This is a genomic window from Modestobacter sp. VKM Ac-2985, from assembly GCF_026967925.1.
Taxonomy (GTDB): domain Bacteria; phylum Actinomycetota; class Actinomycetes; order Mycobacteriales; family Geodermatophilaceae; genus Modestobacter.
The window spans coordinates 1-17,644 of record NZ_JAPVBI010000003.1; the positions used below are offsets into that span (position 1 = coordinate 1).

The window sequence follows — 17,644 nt, forward strand, 5'->3', positions numbered from 1 at the left end:
GCCGTGGTGACCGGTTTCGACCGGGTGGAGCTGGACCCGCGGGGCTTCCGGTCGGGGGCGATGAACGAGCTGCTGCCCGACCCGGTGCGCTACCGCTGAACCGACCGGCCGGCCGGTCCGGTGCGCTCAGGCACAGCGCGGGGTCCGGGCACCGAAGGCCCAGCGCAGGGCGACGAAGCGGCCCAGGCCGATGACGCCGGTGACGAGGGCCACGGTGGCGAGCTGGGTGACCGCACCGCTGCCGGGAGCGACCGTGTCCACCCAGCCCAGGGCCACCGAGCTCGCCACCACCCCGGCGAGCGCCAGGCCACCCCCTTCCCACTGGGCGGCGTGCCAGCTCACCCGCCCACCGGCCCGGAAGGTGCGTCGACGGTGCAGCTCGTTGGCGACGACCGAGGAGACGAGCGCCCCCACCAGGTTGGCCACCTGCGCACCAGCACCCGCGGTGAGCAGGAAGGCCAGGGCGTAGAGGACGTTCGCCAGCCCGCCGACGGCCAGGAACCGGAGGAACTGGCCTGCGCCGTCGTCCTGCCCGGCACGGTGCACCAGCCGCGCCACGGCACGGCGGGCCGGCGACCCGTTCCCGCGCGTGGTCGTCCGCTGGTCGCTCGTGTCGGTCACGTGTGGGCCTGCCTCCGGGTGGACCGGCGCCTGTCGCCGGTCGGACAGCGCTGAGCCTGCCCGGCTCGGTGAGCCCGCACGTCGTCCTGAGGGACCGACACCGGCTACTGCGTCCGCAGCAGCCGGCTACCGCGGGGTGATGCCCGCCCGGATGGCGAAGGCGACCAGCTGCGCCCGGTCACGGGCGCCCACCTTGGTCATCGCCCGGTTGGCATGGGTCTTGACGGTGAACGGGGAGAGGAAGAACCGCTCGGCGATCTCGGCGGCGTCGAAGCCGGCGGCGATCGCGGCGACCACCTCCCGTTCCCGCGGCGTGAGCTCGGCGAACCGGGCGGCCAGCGCCGGGTCGACGTCGACCGCCCGCTGCTGCACGACGTGGTCGACCACGGCACTGACCGCGCTGGGCGAGAGCGCCCGGCCGCCCGCGGCCACGGACACGATGGCGTCGGTGAGCTCGGTCGGGCCGGCGCCCTTGCTGAGGAAGCCGTCGGCGCCGGCCCGCAGCGCCTGCAGCACGGTCGCGTCCTGGTCGAAGGTGGTCAGCACCAGGATCCGCAGCTGCTCGGCAGGCCGGGTGAGCCGGATTCGCCGGGTGGCCTCCACCCCGTCGATGCCGGGCATGCGGATGTCCATCAGGACGACGTCGGGACGCGCCTCGTCCAGCTGCCGCAGCACGGCGAGCCCGTCACCGGCCTCCGCCACCACCTCGAGCTCGGGATGGGCGCTGATGATGGCGCGCAGCCCGGCCCGGATCATCTCCTGGTCGTCGACCAGCATCACCCGGATCACCGCAGGGCCCCGTCGACGACGGGCAGCTCGGCCCGGACCCGGAAGTGTCCGCTCTGCACAGCCACGTCGAGCCGGCCGCCGGCGGCGGAGGCCCGCTCCCGCATCCCGATCAGCCCCTGCCCGGCCCGGTCGACGTCGGCCTGCGGGCCGACGTCGTTCACCGACTCCACGGTGACCGCGGGACCGGAGACGTCGACGGTCAGCCGTACCCGTCCGCCACCGTGCCGCTGGGCGTTGGTCAGGGCCTCCTGGGTGATCCGATAGGCGGCCGCGCTGGTCTGGGGCGACAGCTCGCGGGACAGGTCACCGAGCACGGCTTCCACCTCCAGGCCCGCCGCGCGGACCTTCTCCACCAGATCGGGGATGTCCCGGTGGCTGGCGACCGGACTCGGCGTCGCGCCGTCGGTGCCGGCGTGCAGCACGTGCAGGATCTCCTGGGTCTCGGCCAGCAGTGACTTCACGCTGCCCCGGGCGGCCGCGAGGTGTTCCCGGGCAGGAGCGGCCGATGCGGGCAGCTGCACCTCCGCCGCACCCAGGTGCATGCTCACCACGGCGATCTCGTGGCCGAGGGTGTCGTGCAGGTCCCGGGCGATCCGCAGCCGCTCCTCCGCGACGCTGCGCTGCACGGCGGCGTCCCGACCGGCGACCGCCTCGTGGGTCCGCTCCTGCAGCGCCCCCCAGTACTCCCGCTGCCCCCGGATCGCGCTCCCGGTGGCCGCAGCGGCGAGGGCGGTCCCCCCGGCGATCCAGGCGAGCGGCTCGGTGGAGCCGAACGTGCCTGCAGCGAGGCCGACGGCGAGGAGGTTCGCGGCACCGACCACCGGCCCGCTGAGCAGACCGGACACGCCGCGCAGGGTGAACAGGAACGTCCCGAACACCGCGACCTGCCACATCACGAGCGGCTCGGCACCGGCAGCGTGGGCGGCCAGGGGCCCGAGGGCCAGCAGGCCGACGCCGAGCCGCGGCCAGCGGTGGCCCAGGACGACGCCGGCGGTGCTGATCAGCAGGGCCGCCAGGCCGCCGGCGCCGTGGTCGTCGAACGGCACGGTGGCGAGGCCGGCCGCGATGGTCGCCCCGATGACGATCGGGGTGCTCACCTCGAGCAGCCGGGGCCGGCGCATCCACACGGGGGGCCGCGGCATGTCCCTCGCACGCGAGGACGACCCGGTCACCGGTCGATCCTCGCACCGGTCGGGTCGCTGCCTCCGCCGACAGGCGGCAGCGCACCTCCTCCGTCTCCTGCGGGGAGGGGCGCGCCGCCCACGCGGGACCGGGTCAGCAGCCCGCGGAGCCACTCGGCCCCGGGGTCCTCGGACAGGAGCGGTTCCGGCAGCACGTCGGTCCTCCCAGGAGGGGCAGGTCAGCGGCGGGCCGGCCCGGTCGCGGGGTGCGACCGGGCCGGCGATCGGGAGACGGCGCGTGGTCAGCGCCGACCGGTGGTCTCGAGCTCCGGGGCCACCGGGCCCCCGGCCGGCGTGTCCTCGGTCGGTGCGGCCGGCTCGCCTTCGACGGACACCCGGGGGGTGATCCGCTCGGCCCAGCGCGGGTACCACCAGGTCCGTGCGCCGATGCGGTGCATGACCGCGGGCACCAGCACCAGCCGGACGAGGAAGGCGTCGACCAGGACGGCAGCCCCCATGCCCACGCCCAGCTCGGCGATGATCCGTTCGCCGGTGAACCCGAAGGAGGCGAACACGCAGGCCATGATGGCTGCCGCGGTCGCGATCACCCGGCCCGTCTCCGCCATGCCCACCCGGACGGCGCGGCGGTGGTCGCGGGTGCGCGCCCACTCCTCGTGCATCCGGCTGACCAGGAAGACCTGGTAGTCCATCGACAGCCCGAACACGATGCCGACCACCATCACCGACACGAACGGCTCCACCGGTGCCGCCGAGCCCACCCCGAACAGGGCGGAGCCCCAGCCGAACTGGAAGACCGCGGTGACGATGCCCAGGCCCGCGGCGATGGACAGCAGGTTGGTGACGGCGCCGATCAACGGAACGAGCACGCTGCGGAAGGCCAGCGCCAGCAGCACGAAGCCCAGGACGGCGATGATCGCCAGGTAGACCGGCAGCTTCGAGGTCAGCGCCTGGGCGAAGTCGATGCCGCTGGCGGTGCTGCCGCCGACGTGGACCTGCAGGTCGGTGCCGACCTCGGCGGCCGGGACCACGTCCTCGCGAAGCGCGGTGACCAGGTCGGCGGTCGCCTCCGCCTGCGCGGTGGACGCTGGGGTCACGGTGATCACGCCGATCTCCTGCCCGGCGGCCGGCGGCGCCGCGCTCACCGCGGCCACGTCCTCGACGGCGGAGAGCTCCCCGGCCAGGGCGGTGAAGGCGGCGCGCGAGGCGTCGTCGGGGGTCTGGCCGACCAGCAGCAGCTGAGCGTCGAACCCGGGACCGAAGCCCTCGGTCATCACCTGGTGGTACTGCTGGGTCACCGAGTCCGTCGGGTCGCTGCTGGCGTCGGCGGAGCCCAGCCGCATGCTGAGCGCCGGCGCGGCGAGCAGCACGACCAGGGCGGCCGCGACGATGCCCAGCACGCCGGGGCGCCGCTGGACGGCGGTGGCCCAGCGGCTCCACAGCCCCCCGCCGGGCTCGGTGACCGGCCCACCGGCGGCCAGGGCGCGGCGCTGGCCGCGGCCCAGCACGCGGTTGCCCAGCACGGCGAGCAGCGCGGGGAGCAGGGTCAGGGCGGACACCACCGTCAGCAGCACGGTGACCGCTGCCCCCAACGCCATGCCGGTGAGGATGCCGATGTCCAGCACGGTCATGCCCAGGAGCGCCACCACGACCGTGGCCCCGGCGAAGACGACGGCCCGGCCGGAGGTGTTCACGGCCTGGGCGATGGAGTCCCGCAGCGGCAACCCGGAGAGCAGCGCCTTGCGGTGCCGGTTGACGATGAACAGCGCGTAGTCGATGCCCACGCCGAGGCCGACGAGCGAGCCCATGGCCATCGAGTAGCTGGGCAGGGCGATCACGTTGGAGCCGAGCAGGATCGCCAGCGCGGCGACGCCGACCCCGGCGACGCCGGTGATGATCGGCAGCACGGCGGCCCACAGCGACCGGAACACCAGCAGCAGGATCACCAGCGCGCAGAGCACCCCGATGACCTCCGTCACCCCGCCGCCGGTGCTGAACCCGGGGTCGAATGCCGACCCACCGGTCACGGCCATGAGGGTCTCGCTGTCGAGGGAGTCGGCGAGTGCGGTGATCTGCTCGGTGTCGGCGTCCTCGGTCAGCGCCAGGGACGCATAGGCGACGTCGCCGGCGGCGGAGACCTGCGCGGCGCCGGCGGCGTCGTACGGGCTGACCACCGACTCGACCCCGGGGAGTGCGGCGATCTGGGCCAGCACGTCGGAGACCTGGGCGACCACGGGGGGATCGGTGACCGGGACGCCGTCGGTCTGCCAGACCAGGTCGCCGGTGCTGCTGGCGCCCTCGTCGGTGGCCGCCCCGGCCTGGGCTAGCAGGTCGTAGGCGGTGCTGGACTCGCTGTCGGGCAGGTCGGTGGAGTCGGTGAACGTGGACCCGATCCCCCCGACCGCCCCGCCGAGACCGACGAGCGCGGCCAACCAGAGGGCGAGGACGACGAACCGTCCTCGCGCACACCATCGAGCAAGAGCAGACACAGCGGGTCCTCCGGGTTCGGTCGGGCAACGGCGCTCAGCCTCGGCCGCTCGGCCCGTCCGGACGTCGTCCACCGGGACCGATCACGGCTACTGCGATCGCAGCAGCGACCCGCGCCGGCGCCGCCGTCCCGCACCGTCGCGGCAGTTGCCATCAGTTGTCCCGGCGCTGGACGTGAGACCGACCACGACGTGCCGATGACCAGGTGAACAGCTCGCACGGGCGGGCCGTCGACCCTGGGAGCAGGCATGGACACCAGCACGGAGAACGGACCGGAGCTCGACGTCCCGGCAGGAGGAGACGGGCACCGGTCTCTCGTGCGACGTGTCGGTCTCCGCGGGCGGCTGCTGACGGCCATCCTGCTCGTGGCGGTGACCACGCTGACCGTCGGAGGTGTCGGCATCCAGCGGATGGCCGTGCTGAACGACAAGGCGCACGAGGTCTACGACGAGGGCGCCGTCCCGCTCGACGCTCTCCGCACCCTGCAGGCGCAGTGGTGGCAGCTGCAGAGCAACATCAACACGCTCAGCATCCCCCGCATCCCGCAGAGCATGGTGGACGAGGCCACCGCGAACGTCGCGGACGTGACCGCACGTCTGCAGGAGGGGAGCGCCGACCTGCGCGATGCGGCTCTCCCCCCGGAGGTCAGCGCGCCGTTCGAGACGTTCGAGTCGGCGACCGGGGAGTACCTGGACACGCGGGCTCAGCTCATCGCGGTCCAGGACAACGCGGCCAAGTTGGCGCTCGTGGGTCAGTTGTCGGACCTGCAGCAGGTCATCTCGTCCTCCATCGAGGAGGCCACCGCCGCGGCGAGCGCATCGGCGGCGGCGACCGCGGAGGAGGCCGAGGACGCGTACACGTCGGCGCGCGCCATCACGCTGGCGATCATCGCCCTCGGGCTGCTCGTGTCCGTGGTGCTCGCGGTGCTGATCCTGCGGTCGGTCATGACCCCCGTGCGGCGGATCCGCGAGGTGCTGGAGCAGGTCGCCGGCGGAGACCTGAGCGTCCGGGCGGGGGAGACCGGCGGTGCGGAGCTGGGGGACGTCGCCCGGTCGCTGGACGCCACCCTCGACTCGCTGACCGGCGTCCTGGCCCTGGTCAGCGGTTCCGCCGGCCGACTGGCCGACGCCTCGCAGGCGCTCACCGTCGGTGCGGCCGGCATGGCCGCCAGTGCGCGCACGGCCACGGACCAGGCAGAGGTGGTCGTGGCCTCAGCCGGTGAGGTGGCCTCCAGCGTGGACACCGTGGCGACCGGGTCGCAGCAGATGGAGGCGGCGATCCGGGAGATCTCGCAGAACGCCAGTGAGGCCAGTCGGGTGGCGGGCCAGGCGGTGAACGTCGCGGAGAACACCACCCGCACGGTGGGGAAGCTGGGTGACTCCTCGCAGGAGATCGCGACGGTGGTGAAGTTGATCAACGGGATCGCGGAGCAGACGAACCTGCTGGCGCTGAACGCCACGATCGAGGCGGCGCGTGCGGGTGAGGCGGGCAAGGGCTTCGCGGTGGTGGCCAGTGAGGTGAAGGAGCTGGCGCAGGAGACGGCTCGGGCGACCGAGGACATCTCCCGCCGCGTGGAGGCGATCCAGGCCGACACCGCCGGGGCGGTCTCCGCGATCGGGGAGATCAGCTCGGTGATCGGCGAGATCAACGACTACCAGGCCACGATCGCGGCGGCGGTGGAGGAGCAGACCGCGACCACCAACGAGATGAACCGCAACGTCGCCGAGGCCGCGGGCAGCTCGCGGAGCATCGCCACCGCGATCACCGGCCTGGCCGCGGGTACGCAGCAGACCAACGAGGGCGTCGCGGAGGCCCAGCGTTCGGCGGCGGACCTGGCCCGGATGAGCGACGAGCTGCAGGACGCCGTCCGCCGCTTCACCATCTGACGGGCGGTTCACCCCGTCGCCCCCAGCACCCCCGCAGATCCCCGGGGTGCTGGGGGCACGGGTGTCAGGGGAGGGGCAGCAGGGCGCGCACACGCTCGACGGCGGGCGCGACCTCGCTGGGATCGACGGTCGTGACCACCACGCCGAAGACCATCCGCCACGCCAGCAGGACGTCGTCCGGGGTCAGCCCGGCGTTCACGGAGCCCGACTCCTGCGCCTGCGGCAGGGTGGCCTCGACCAGCTCCAGGAGCCGAGCCTGCCCGCGGTACCCCGGCAGGTCCTCCCGGGCGTCCAGCGCCATCTCCACGAACGCGGACGACTCCACCGTGAGCTCCACCAACCGGGCCCACAGCCGGGCGAAGGCGTCGGGCCCGGGACCGGCTGCCACGGCCGCCAGCTCGGTGAAGTTGTCCTCGAAGACGGCGAGGGCCAGGTGCAGCCGGGTGGGGAAGTGGCGGTACAGGACGCCCTGGCTCACCCCGGCCTCGCGCACGATCGTGCTGAGCGGGACCCGGTAGCCGCGTTCGGCCATCACCCGGCGTGCCGCCACGAGGATCGCCCGGCGGTTGTCGACGGCCGCTGCGGGGCCACGGTTGACGGCGCCGGAACGTATGACCATGCTCACACCCTAAGCATCCGGACAACATTGTCCGGTGGGAGGGAGTGACCGCATGACCGATGGAGTGACGCAGGACGAGGTCTTCGACGTCGTGGTGGTGGGCAGCGGCGCTGCTGCGTTCGCCACCGCGCTCGGGGCGGTCGACGAGGGGCTCAGCGTGGTGCTGCTGGAGAGCACCGACAAGTGGGGTGGCAGCACCGCGATGTCCGGGGGCGGCATGTGGCTGCCGAACAACCCGCTCATGCGACGTGACGGCGTGGGGGACTCCCGGGAGGAGGCGCTGACCTACCTCGCGGCGACGGTCGGCGAGGAGGGCGTGGCCGCCTCCCGGGCGCGGCAGGAGGCCTTCGTGGACGGGGTGCCGGACTTCGTGACGACGGCCGAGCGGCACGGCATGCGCTTCGCCCGCGCCACCGACTACCCCGACTACTACCCGGAGCGCCCGGGCGGCAAGGTCGGGCGCTCGATGGAGGTCGAGCCGCTGGACTCCAAGGTCATCGGAGAGTGGTGGCGCACCCTGCGCAACGCGGTGCCCCTGCCGGCGAAGACCGACGACGTGTGGCTGCTCGGTCGGGCCTGGTCGACGCCGGGTGGGTTCGTCCGTGGGGCGCAGTTCGTCCTCCGGGCGCTCGGCGGGGTGCTGCGCGGCCAGCGGCTGGCCGGCATCGGCGTCGGCCTGGCCACCTCGTTCTGCAAGGCCGTGGTGGTGGACCAGGGGGTGCCGCTGCGCCTCAACTCGCCGCTGGAGGACCTGGTCGTCGAGGACGACCGCGTGGTGGGCGTCCGGGTCCGCCGCGATGGCCGACAGGTGACCGTCCGCGCCCGGCGGGGCGTGATGCTGGCCGGTGGCGGCTTCGAGCACAACGTGGACTGGCGGCAGAAGCACCACGGCATCGACGGGGCGCCGTCCGGGAACCCGGGCAACGTCGGTGGCCCCATCGCGGTCGCCCAGCGTGCCGGCGCGGCCGTCGAGCTGATGGACGAGGCGTGGTGGGGCGGGTCGATCGCGCCGCTCCCCGGGACTGCCCCCGCCTTCATCGTGGGCGAGCGCTCGATGCCGTACTCGCTCCTGCTCGACGCGCACGGGGACCGGTTCGCCAACGAGTCCGAGTCCTACGTCGACCTCGGGCACCACATGCTCGCCCATGACAAGGACGGCCCGTACTGGCTCGTGGCCGACACCCGGCACGCCCGCCGGTACCTGCGGACGTTCGCCCTGGACCCGCGGGCGAACAAGGCGATGCGCAAGGCCGGGATCATGGTCAAGGCGGACAGCGTCGACGCGCTCGCCCGCGGGCTGGGTGTGCAGCCGGCTCGGTTGCGCGCCACCCTCCAGCGCTTCAACGGCTTCGCCCGCGCCGGCAAGGACGGCGACTTCGGTCGAGGCGACTCCGCCTACGACCGGTACTACGGCGACCCCACCGTCCGGCCCAACCCGTGCCTCGGCCCGCTGGAGAAGCCGCCGTTCACCGCGTTCCGGGTCGTGATCGGCGACCTGGGCACCAAGGGCGGGGTGGTCACCGACGGTGATGGCCGGGCTCTGCGTGAGGACGGCTCGGTCATCGAGGGCCTGTACTCGGCGGGCAACAACTCCGCGTCCGTGATGGGCCGCACCTACCCCGGGCCCGGCTCGACCATCGGTCCGGCTGCGGTGTTCGGCGTGCGGGCCGCCCGGCACATGGCCCGCCAGGGCCGCTGATCCGGTCGGACCGCCGTGCCGGCGCACGTCCGTGCGCCGGCCCCGCTGCACGACGGGAGGTCGCATGGACGCAAGAGCTGTCCGGGGCGGCGCGGGAGGCGGCCCCCCCCGTCGTGCCGCCGGGGCCAGCCGACCGGACGCGCGGGGACACCACGCCCGGTCGTCCCCGCAGCCCCGAGGACGTGGTGGCCTTCGCGTCACTGGAGCGGGAGCTCGCCCTCCTCGTCCGCCGGTCGCGCACGGTGCAGGGCCGGTTGGGCGGTCAGCTCCACGGTGGCCTGGACGGCGCCGTCCACGCCCTGATGCTGTTGCTGGACGACGCCGGACCACTGCGCGCCGGCGATCTGGTCGCCCGGCTCGGCATGGACAAGAGCACGGTCAGCCGGCAGGTCGCGTCGTTGGTGGACCTGGGGCTCGTCGAGCGGGCGCCGGACCAGGACGACGGTCGGGCGCAGCGCCTCTCCACGTCGGCGGAGGGTCATCGCCGGGTGAGCGGGCTGCGAGCAGCCCGGCGATCGCGCTGGGATGCCGACCTGATCGACTGGGACGCCGAGGAGGTGGCCGCGCTGGCCGCGCTGCTGGAGCGGCTGAACCAGGTCGGACCCTTACACGAGGCGGACTTCTCCGAACGCTGAGCTCGGGCACGACGGTTGCCACCGGCCCGTGGTGCTGCTCGGTCAACAGGCGGCTGCACCGTCCGGGATCGTTCCGGGCGGGCGACGGGCCACGGCGAGCGCGGTCCAGCCGATGACCGCGTTCAGGCCCATCGTGAGCCCGCTGGAGGTGGCAGGTGCTGCAGCGCGGCTCTTTGCCCGGGGTGCGAGCGTCGGTCGCTGATGCACCGGGACCCGCCGAGACTCGGATCAGGTGGCTGGCGTTGCCGCCCACGGGCGCAGTCGTCGTCCAGGAGATCGCAGGGCCCGGCATGTGCCGGAGGGTGGTCTCAGCTTCGGAGAAGCAGGGCTGACCTCAGAGCGGGGTCGTCCGTGGTCTCGTGCCGGCTGACGTGTCGGTGCGGCCGAGGTCCGCTGCTGCTGCCGTCGCCGGCGCGAGAGGGGCGGCGACCAGTTCGAGGAAGTGGCCGAGGATGTCGACGACCGGCAGGTCGCGGTCGTGCAGCCACTGCAGTTGCAGGCCGTCGAGCACGGCGGCCAGGAGCGCTGCGAGGCGCTCGGAGTCGATGTCGTCGGGCACCGCGCCGGCGACGAGGCGGGACCGCAGGTGCGCGGCCATGGCGCTGCGGGCCCCGGCATAGCGCTCGGCGAAGTAGTCGTGGGCCGGATGGTCGGGCCGTGCAGCGGCAGCGGTCATCTCCAGCCACAACCGGACGAGCTCGGGTGCGGCTTGGCGCTCGGTGAGCAGTTCGGCCAGCAGCGGTGCCAGCGCGTCCTCCTCGCCCGGGGCCGGTCGTCGGGCCCGGTCGCGCTCGACCTCTTCGGCATCGCGCTGTTGCAGCAGCGCCACGACCAGTTCGTCCTTGCTCCGGTAGTGGTGGAGCAGTCCGGCGTGGGTCATCCCGGCGCGAGCGGCGATGTCGCGGAGGGACGCTGCGTCGACGCCGTGCTCGACGAAGCTGTCGCGAGCCGCGCGCAGGATGGCTTGTCGCCGCTCGGGGGTCCGCACGTTGGGACCCCGCTGCCGCGCCACGGTGACTCCTCGCTTCGCAGTAGGCCCACCGGACCCGGTCGGCGAACAGCAGGGTAGTGGCAGGGCCTCGCTCCCCAGCCGGACCGACCGCCGAGGGTACGACGCCGACAGCCCGAGGCCGGCATGTGACCCGCGTTACTGCTAGTACTGACCACGTGGTTAGCTCTGGCTCGTTCGGCGCCGGCACCACATGGACGCCCGTCGACGACCCAGTCGCCGTCCCACCCCGAGGAAGAGAACGCTCATGACACGGACGTCCCACCGCCGGACACGGAGGTCTGCCGCTGTGTTGACCGCCACGGGGCTCGCCCTGGGCCTGGCAGTCACTCCTGCGGGAGCCGCCCCCGACGACGAGGGCGTCGCGGTGGCGAAGGCGGTCTCCGACGAGGGCATCGTCCTGCTGGAGAACGACGCCGCACTGCCGTTCAGCCGGGGGGCCCAGTTGTCGGTCTTCGGCTCCACCCAGGTCGCACCGTTCCTCGGCGGCGGCGGTTCCGGGTCGGTCATCGACGCCGGCGGCGTGGGGTTCCTCGACGCCCTGCGCGGCGAGGGGTTCCAGGTCAACGAGTCGCTCGCGCAGCGCTACGAGACGTGGTGGAACGAGGGCCTCGACGGCGGCGTGCCGGGCAAGGAGCAGGACTACCGGCCCGTCAGCGACACCGGCGGCACGTTCGACGAGTTCGGGATCAACTCCGTCGCCCGGGCTGAGATGGACCTCCCCAGCGACGTCCTGGCGCAGGCGGGCGACTTCTCCGGGACGGCCGTCGTCGTGATCGGTCGCAACGGCAGCGAGGTCCACGACCCGGGCCTGGGTGACCTCGAGCTCTACCCGGACGAGCGGGAGATGATCGACGCCGTCGCGTCGACGTTCGACGAGGTCGTCGTGCTGTTCAACACCGGTGTCGCACTGGAGATGGGCTTCCTCGACGAGCACGAGTCCATCAAGGCCGCCGCGGTGGTGTGGACCCCGGGCCAGGCCGGGATGCTGTCCGTCGCCGACGTGCTCTCCGGTGACGTCAACCCGTCGGGCAAGCTGCCGCACACGATCGCCCACCGGACCGAGGACCACCCCTCGACGGTCAACTTCGGCGACTTCGTCAAGCCCGGGAGCGAGCCAGGACTGGACAAGTACTACGTCCAGTACGAGGAGGGCATCTACGTCGGCTACCGCTACTTCGAGACCTTCGACGTGCCGGTGCAGTTCCCCTTCGGGCACGGCTTGTCCTACACCAGCTTCGAGCGTGACGTGCTCGACGTCGAGCACGGTCCCGACGGGCTGTCCGTGACGACCCGGGTCACCAACACCGGCGACGTGCCCGGCAAGGAGGTCGTCCAGGTCTACGTCGAGGCTCCCGCCGGCGAGCTGGAGAAGCCGGCGAAGGAGCTGCGCGCCTTCGCCAAGACCGATCTGCTCGCGCCCGGCCAGTCACAGCTCGTCACCACGACCGTCGACACCTACGGTCTGAGCTCCTGGAGCGAGGAGCGGGGTGCCTACCTGCTCGACGCTGGCGAGTACACGGTCCACTCCGGCGCCTCGGTGCAGGACGTCGACGTCGCCGGGAGCTTCCGGCTGAGCGAGCCGGTCGTCATCGACGAGGACCCGGCGACCGGCGCGCGGCTGGAGAACCGGTTCGCCGAGGCAGGAGAGGGCCTGACGGTCCTGTCCCAGAGCGACCCCGAGGGCACCGCCCCGACCGCGCCGGCCACCGGCACCCGGACGGTCCCGAACACCAGCCCGCGCGGGTCCGGCTTCAACGCCCAGGGCTCCGGCAACCCGCCCGGCTTCCTCAACGCGCCCGACGCCATGCCGGTGCTGGTCGACGGGAACCGGATCGCACTGGCCCCGGGGCAGACCCCGGCGGAGGTCCAGCTCACCGACGTCCACGCGGACCCGACGCGGATGGACGCCTTCCTCGCCCAGTTCACCGACGCCGAGCTGGTGGCGATGCACCTGCAGGGCGGGTTCAAGACCATCGGTCTGGACCGGCTCGGCATCCCCGCGACCGCGGCGACGGACGGGCCCGCACAGGTGAAGGCGCCCGCTGGCAGCGGGCAGCCGAACGGGACCGGGTTCCCGGCGGCCTCGATGCTCGCGGCGACGTGGAACACCGAGCTCGCCCACCGCTACGGCTCCGCCGCTGCCGCAGAGGCCCGCGCCCTGGGGGTCGACGCCTGGTACGCCCCCGGCGCCAACACCCACCGCAACCCGATGGGCGGCCGCAACTTCGAGTACTACTCGGAGGACCCGCTGCTGGGCGCCGGGATGATGGCCGACGTCGTCGTCGGAGCCGGCCAGCAGGGTGTCACTACGGTCGTCAAGCACTTCGTGGGCAACGAGCAGGAGCAGAACCGGCAGGGTGTGGAGACCTACGTCTCCGAGCGTGCGCTGCGCGAGATCTACCTGAAGCCGTTCGAGTACGGGGTGAAGGCGGGCTCGCTGGGGATCATGGCGTCGTTCAACCGGCTCGGTGAGACGTGGGTCGGTGCGACCCCCGAGCTGCTCCAGGGCGTCGCCCGCGGCGAGTGGGGCTTCGACGGGTTCGTGGTCTCCGACATCTGGATCTCGCCGTACATGAACGCCGTGAGCGCCTCCGCGGCCGGGACCGACCTGATGCTCAACATCCCGGTCCCCGGTTACGACCAGCAGGGGCTCGCCGACTTCTCCCGCGCCCTGACCGAGGACCACGAGCGAACACGAGCCGCGCTCGAGGCCAACACCCGACGGGTCCTGACCTTCGTCATGACCACACCCGCGTTCTCGGAGGTCCTCGGGTCGGCGGAGAACACCACCCGGGCACTGGACCCGGCAGCACTGCCGTTCTCCACCTCCACCGAGCTGCGCCGTGATGTGGTCGACCTGGCGGACCTCCGCCAGGCCTTCCACCGGTACGTCGAGCAGGAGCAGGTGGCCGGGCCGCTGACCGAGCAGATGACAGCGGCGCTCGATGCCGCCGCCCGCCATGCGGAACAGGGACGCACCGACCAGGCCGTCCGGCAGCTCGAGCGGTTCATCGGCCGGCTCGACAGCCCCGCCCGGCAGCTCGTCGTCAGCGCAGAGGCGAAGGAGCGGCTGAGCAACGGGGTCGCAGCCGTGATGCAGGCGTTGGCCGAGGACTGAGCCGACGTGCGGTCGACGGCGGGGATGTGCAGCGCATCCCCGCCGTACGCCGCCCCCGAGGTGGAACGTCCTGGCCCCGGCCGGCACCTGCGGCACCAGGACGCCCAGCGGGGCAGTGGGGCGCGAGACCTGCGCCCAGGGCTGGAAGAGCCACACAACAACCGGTACAGCAACGCGGTCCGAACGTCGCCGGACGAACGCGGACGTCGATGGACGTGGTGAGGCGCTGACCAGCGACAACCGGATCAGGGTGGACGGGGGCGAATCTCGCGCAGGCAGCTGGGCGTCAAGGGCGCAGGTTCAGATCTTGTCAGCCCGACAGGAGAAGTCGCAGGGCAGAGGCCGTTTCCGGGAGACCGGGAGCGGCCTCCTCCGTAGGTCGAGGTGGTGTGACCACCCTCGTGACCACCATCAGCCGGCCCTGAGCCGTTCAGGACGGCGCCGAGTGTGGCCACGGCGTCGGGGGAGACGTGGCCGTCGACGTCGCCGGTGATGGCGGTGGAGGACGACGTCATGGTCACGGTGCTGGTCGAGCGCGATCGACCGGCCCGGCGACGCCGTCGGGACTGCGCCACCCACCGCACGCCTCGCGTCCCGGCTGACTGTCGGCCCGAGGACGGTTGGACCTCGGTCTGACGATCCACAGGAGCATCGCCCTCGGGCCCCGGCCTGCGGAGGGCGCATCCGCGCGGTGCCCGAGGTCGTCGTCCACGGGGTCACCGGCATGCTCTGCGACGACCCGGCCGAGCTGCCCGCGGCGATCACCGCCGCCCGGGAGCTGTCCCCGGCAGCGTGCCGGGCGCACGTCGAGGGGTGCTTCGACGCCGCGACGATGGTCACCGGCTACGAGGCGGTGTACCGCGACGTGCTCCAGCCACAGCTGCCGCTCCGACGCGGCGACGTCCTGGTCCCGGTCGGACGGCGCAGCCGCCCGACCCCGACGGCCGCCACGGCCTGAGCGGGGAGCCGCCGGCCGTGCCGCTGACGGTCGGGACCCCGCCGACGGCTGGGGGATCCCGGGGTCGTAGCTTCAGATCCGGTCAGCCGGACGGAGCATGGTGCCGCGGCCGTCCCGGGAGGGGAGCCCCCTGCCGGGCCGTTGGGCCGGCGGGGCCGGCGGGGTCGGCTGGACTTCCGGCCCGGCCTGCCGAAGTGCCTGGTGTCCCCTGCGGGACGTACACCGATGAGGGGAAGTGGGATGGAGTACCTGCGCCGTCTGCAGATCGAGCGGCCTGTGGTCTTCTTCGCTGTCGTGCTGGTGGGCTTCTTCGTGGGCTTCCAGCTGCTGCTGTTCGTGGCGGGGCTGCTGCTGGGCCCGTTCGGGCTGCCGCCCTGGTTGCCCATCGCCGCCGTGCTCGCCGGCCTGGTCTTCGTCGCTCGCCGGCAGCAGCGGCGCTGACCTGACCGCCCGGCCCGGGCGAGGACCAGCGCGGGTCGGCGGGAGGCGGTCAGAAGGTGACCGGCAGCTGCTCGACGCCGTACACGAAGGACAGCCCGCGCCAGGGGAGCTGGTCCTCCGGGACGGCGACGGCGAGGTCGGGGAACCGGCGGAACAGCGCGGGGAGCACGATCCGCAGCTCCATCCGGGCGAGCTCGGCGCCGACGCAGCGGTGCATCCCGTGACCGAACGCCAGGTGACCTCCGTCGGTGGACCGCCCCGGCTGGAACCGGTCGGGCTCCGGACCCGCCCAGCCCGGGTCGCGGTCGGCCCCGCTGAGCGAGACGGCGACGAGGTCGCCCTGCCGGATCGGGCAGCCGGACAGCTCCAGGTCCTGCTTGGCGAACCGCGGGAAGGCCACCTGGACCACCGAGAGGTGGCGCAGCAGCTCCTCCACCACGCCGTCGACGTCGGCCGGTGAACCGTCCCGGACGAGGGCGGCGTGCGCGGGGTCCCGCAGCAGCACCATGGTGCCCAGGGAGATGGAGCTGGCCGTGGTCTCGTACCCGCCGGTGACGATCCCGTCGACCAGGCCGGCGAGGTCGTCGTCGGAGATCCCGTCGCCCTCGGCCTGCAGGATGCGCCCGATCAGGCCGTCTCCCGGGGTGAGCCGTTGCCGGGCCACCACGTCGAGGAGGATCCGCTTCTGCTCGGACACCGCGCCGAGCGCCGCCGCGGCACCGCCGGTGGCGTCGAACCGCTGGGTGCCGAGCCGGACGAAGGCCTCGTGGTCGGCGTCGTCCAGCCCGAGCAGCCCACAGATGACGTCCATCGGGACCCGCCAGGAGACGTGCTCGGCCAGGTCCGCCGGTGATCCCGCAGCCGCGAGCTCGTCCAGCCGGCGGTCGACGATCGCCTGGACCGTGGGCTCCAGCCGGTCCAGCCGGCGCCGGGTGAACTCCGGGGCCACGAGCTTGCGCAGCCGGGTGTGCACCGGCGGGTCGGTGAAGCCGAGGCCGCCGACGTCGGCGGTCGAGCCCGGTCCGGCGTCGCGGAACAGGTGCCGGATGTCGTTGCTGTAGGAGTTCCGGTCGGTGAGGACGGCGCGGGCCTGCGCGTAGCCGGTCACCAGGTGCACGGCGAGCCCCATCGGCAGGTCCAACCGCGCCACCGGACACCGGGCGCGCTGCTCGGCGAGCTCCGGCACCGGGTCCACGCCGTTCCGCAGCAGGGGCAGCCGGGCGATCTCCGGGAAGAAGGTCAGCTCGGTGAGGTCGATGCCCTTCCGGCGGATCCGCCGCTCCACGAGGCGTCCCAGCCAGGCCTGGGCGAGGGCCCGGGCGCTGCGCCGGCGCAGCGGTCGCCGGCTCGCCCGGCGCGTCGCCGGGCGGTCGGCGGGCGCGACGGGCCGACGCAGGCGGGGGCGCCCGGGCCTGCGTGGTGAGAAGTCGGTCGTGGACATCGATCCCTCGTCGTCGTCGGGGCACCGGCGCGGCGCTGAGCCGTATCGGGCCCACCGGCGAGCGACACCCCGGGCGCGCCGAGTGCTGACCGACCTGCAGGTCCCGCGCACCGGGTCCGAGGACCTCGTCCGGCGCGCGGGCCGCAGGCGGTCGACCTCGACGGTGCCCGCGCCGGGGCGCGCCGTCCCGCAACAGCTGGTTGCCGCCGACCCTCCCACGTCGGGGCTCGGCGGCGGTCGGCGGGCCTCCGGCGCGGCGCTGCCGACGGGACGTGCCGGCGGGGAGACGGGACGTGCCCCCCTGCCCGTGGTGCGGGCAGGGGGGCACGGTCTGGGCCCGGGTGGCCGGACCCGGGTGGGTCAGCCCGCCTGGTAGTTCACGTGCGGGTGGTCGAAGTGGTTCGCCGTCACGCTGCCGCGGTCCGCCATGGGCTTCCAGGAGCCGTTCGGCGAGCTGAGGATCCGCTGCTGCCAGATGATGTAGTCCACGCCGAGCTCGTCCCAGTGGGCGATGTGGTAGGCGACGATCGCGTCCCCGAGTGCGGCGTCGGACATGACCATGTAGTCCAGGGCGAGCCCGGAGGGGTGGCCGTTGGGGTCGGTGGCGCTGGCCCGCGTCCCACCGATGGTGATGCCGGCGGCGCCCGGCACGTTCGTCACGACGGCGTCCGCGGCGGCCTGCGCGCGCGGCTGCACCGGACCGGCGCTGTTGGTGATCTGGGCGACCGCGGACGACGAGGCAACGGTCGCCACCGCGGCCGGAGCCACCGCGGCCGGAGCCGGAGCCGGGGCGGGAGCC

At 73.5% G+C, this 17,644-nt stretch carries 13 protein-coding genes and 1 pseudogene; 6 read left to right on the plus strand and 8 right to left on the minus strand.

Going from position 1 to position 17,644, the window contains the following annotated elements; translation table 11 throughout:
• Positions 1 to 126: 126 nt before the first annotated feature.
• The 4 genes from O2V61_RS16095 to O2V61_RS16110 form a co-directional block, all read right to left on the minus strand.
• Positions 127 to 621 carry a GtrA family protein gene (locus tag O2V61_RS16095; protein ID WP_269184277.1) on the minus strand — a complete coding sequence of 165 codons (495 nt, stop codon included), beginning with the start codon at positions 619 to 621 and terminating at the stop codon, positions 127 to 129.
• A 126-nt stretch (positions 622 to 747) separates the two neighbouring features.
• Complete coding sequence (locus O2V61_RS16100; RefSeq protein ID WP_269184278.1) at positions 748 to 1,410, minus strand: response regulator transcription factor; 663 nt, start codon at positions 1,408 to 1,410, stop codon at positions 748 to 750.
• Positions 1,407 to 2,552, minus strand: a complete 1,146-nt coding sequence (locus tag O2V61_RS16105) for a sensor histidine kinase (RefSeq protein WP_269184279.1) — start codon at positions 2,550 to 2,552, stop codon at positions 1,407 to 1,409. Before O2V61_RS16105 ends, O2V61_RS16100 begins: the two co-directional genes overlap by 4 nt.
• Positions 2,553 to 2,833: 281 nt before the next feature.
• Positions 2,834 to 5,038: an MMPL family transporter gene (locus O2V61_RS16110; protein WP_269184280.1), complete on the minus strand. Its 2,205-nt coding sequence runs from the start codon at positions 5,036 to 5,038 to the stop codon at positions 2,834 to 2,836.
• Between the two features lie 246 nt (positions 5,039 to 5,284).
• On the opposite strand from O2V61_RS16110, the gene O2V61_RS16115 reads away from it, so the two are divergent.
• A complete protein-coding gene (locus O2V61_RS16115; protein ID WP_269184281.1) occupies positions 5,285 to 6,922 on the plus strand; it encodes a methyl-accepting chemotaxis protein in 1,638 nt (545 codons plus the stop codon).
• A gap of 64 nt (positions 6,923 to 6,986) precedes the next feature.
• On the opposite strand, the gene O2V61_RS16120 is transcribed toward O2V61_RS16115, so the two are convergent.
• Complete coding sequence (locus O2V61_RS16120; RefSeq protein WP_269184282.1) at positions 6,987 to 7,541, minus strand: TetR/AcrR family transcriptional regulator; 555 nt, start codon at positions 7,539 to 7,541, stop codon at positions 6,987 to 6,989.
• A gap of 52 nt (positions 7,542 to 7,593) precedes the next feature.
• On the opposite strand from O2V61_RS16120, the gene O2V61_RS16125 reads away from it, so the two are divergent.
• Positions 7,594 to 9,240 (plus strand): FAD-binding protein, encoded by a 1,647-nt coding sequence (locus O2V61_RS16125; protein WP_269184283.1) that lies wholly within the window; start codon positions 7,594 to 7,596, stop codon positions 9,238 to 9,240.
• 185 nt (positions 9,241 to 9,425) lie between these two features.
• Positions 9,426 to 9,875 (plus strand): MarR family winged helix-turn-helix transcriptional regulator, encoded by a 450-nt coding sequence (locus O2V61_RS16130; protein WP_269184284.1) that lies wholly within the window; start codon positions 9,426 to 9,428, stop codon positions 9,873 to 9,875.
• A 334-nt stretch (positions 9,876 to 10,209) separates the two neighbouring features.
• On the opposite strand, the gene O2V61_RS16135 is transcribed toward O2V61_RS16130, so the two are convergent.
• Positions 10,210 to 10,887: a TetR/AcrR family transcriptional regulator gene (locus O2V61_RS16135; protein ID WP_269184285.1), complete on the minus strand. Its 678-nt coding sequence runs from the start codon at positions 10,885 to 10,887 to the stop codon at positions 10,210 to 10,212.
• Positions 10,888 to 11,173: 286 nt separating this feature from the next.
• Here O2V61_RS16135 and O2V61_RS16140 point away from each other — a divergent pair, with 286 nt between their 5' ends.
• The 3 genes from O2V61_RS16140 (at position 11,174) to O2V61_RS16150 (ending at position 15,404) form a co-directional block, all read left to right on the plus strand.
• A complete protein-coding gene (locus O2V61_RS16140) occupies positions 11,174 to 14,005 on the plus strand; it encodes a glycoside hydrolase family 3 N-terminal domain-containing protein (RefSeq protein WP_269184286.1) in 2,832 nt (943 codons plus the stop codon).
• A gap of 691 nt (positions 14,006 to 14,696) precedes the next feature.
• Complete coding sequence (locus tag O2V61_RS16145; protein WP_269184287.1) at positions 14,697 to 14,963, plus strand: hypothetical protein; 267 nt, start codon at positions 14,697 to 14,699, stop codon at positions 14,961 to 14,963.
• A gap of 225 nt (positions 14,964 to 15,188) precedes the next feature.
• Positions 15,189 to 15,404, plus strand: coding sequence for a hypothetical protein (locus O2V61_RS16150; RefSeq protein WP_269184288.1), 216 nt, complete (start codon positions 15,189 to 15,191; stop codon positions 15,402 to 15,404).
• A 49-nt stretch (positions 15,405 to 15,453) separates the two neighbouring features.
• Here O2V61_RS16150 and O2V61_RS16155 read toward each other — a convergent pair whose 3' ends face one another.
• The gene (locus O2V61_RS16155) at positions 15,454 to 16,845 is read right to left on the minus strand and encodes a cytochrome P450 (protein WP_269184289.1); all 1,392 of its coding nucleotides are present in this window, start codon (positions 16,843 to 16,845) and stop codon (positions 15,454 to 15,456) included.
• A 360-nt stretch (positions 16,846 to 17,205) separates the two neighbouring features.
• A pseudogene (locus tag O2V61_RS16160) lies at positions 17,206 to 17,644 on the minus strand (hypothetical protein); the annotation flags it as partial.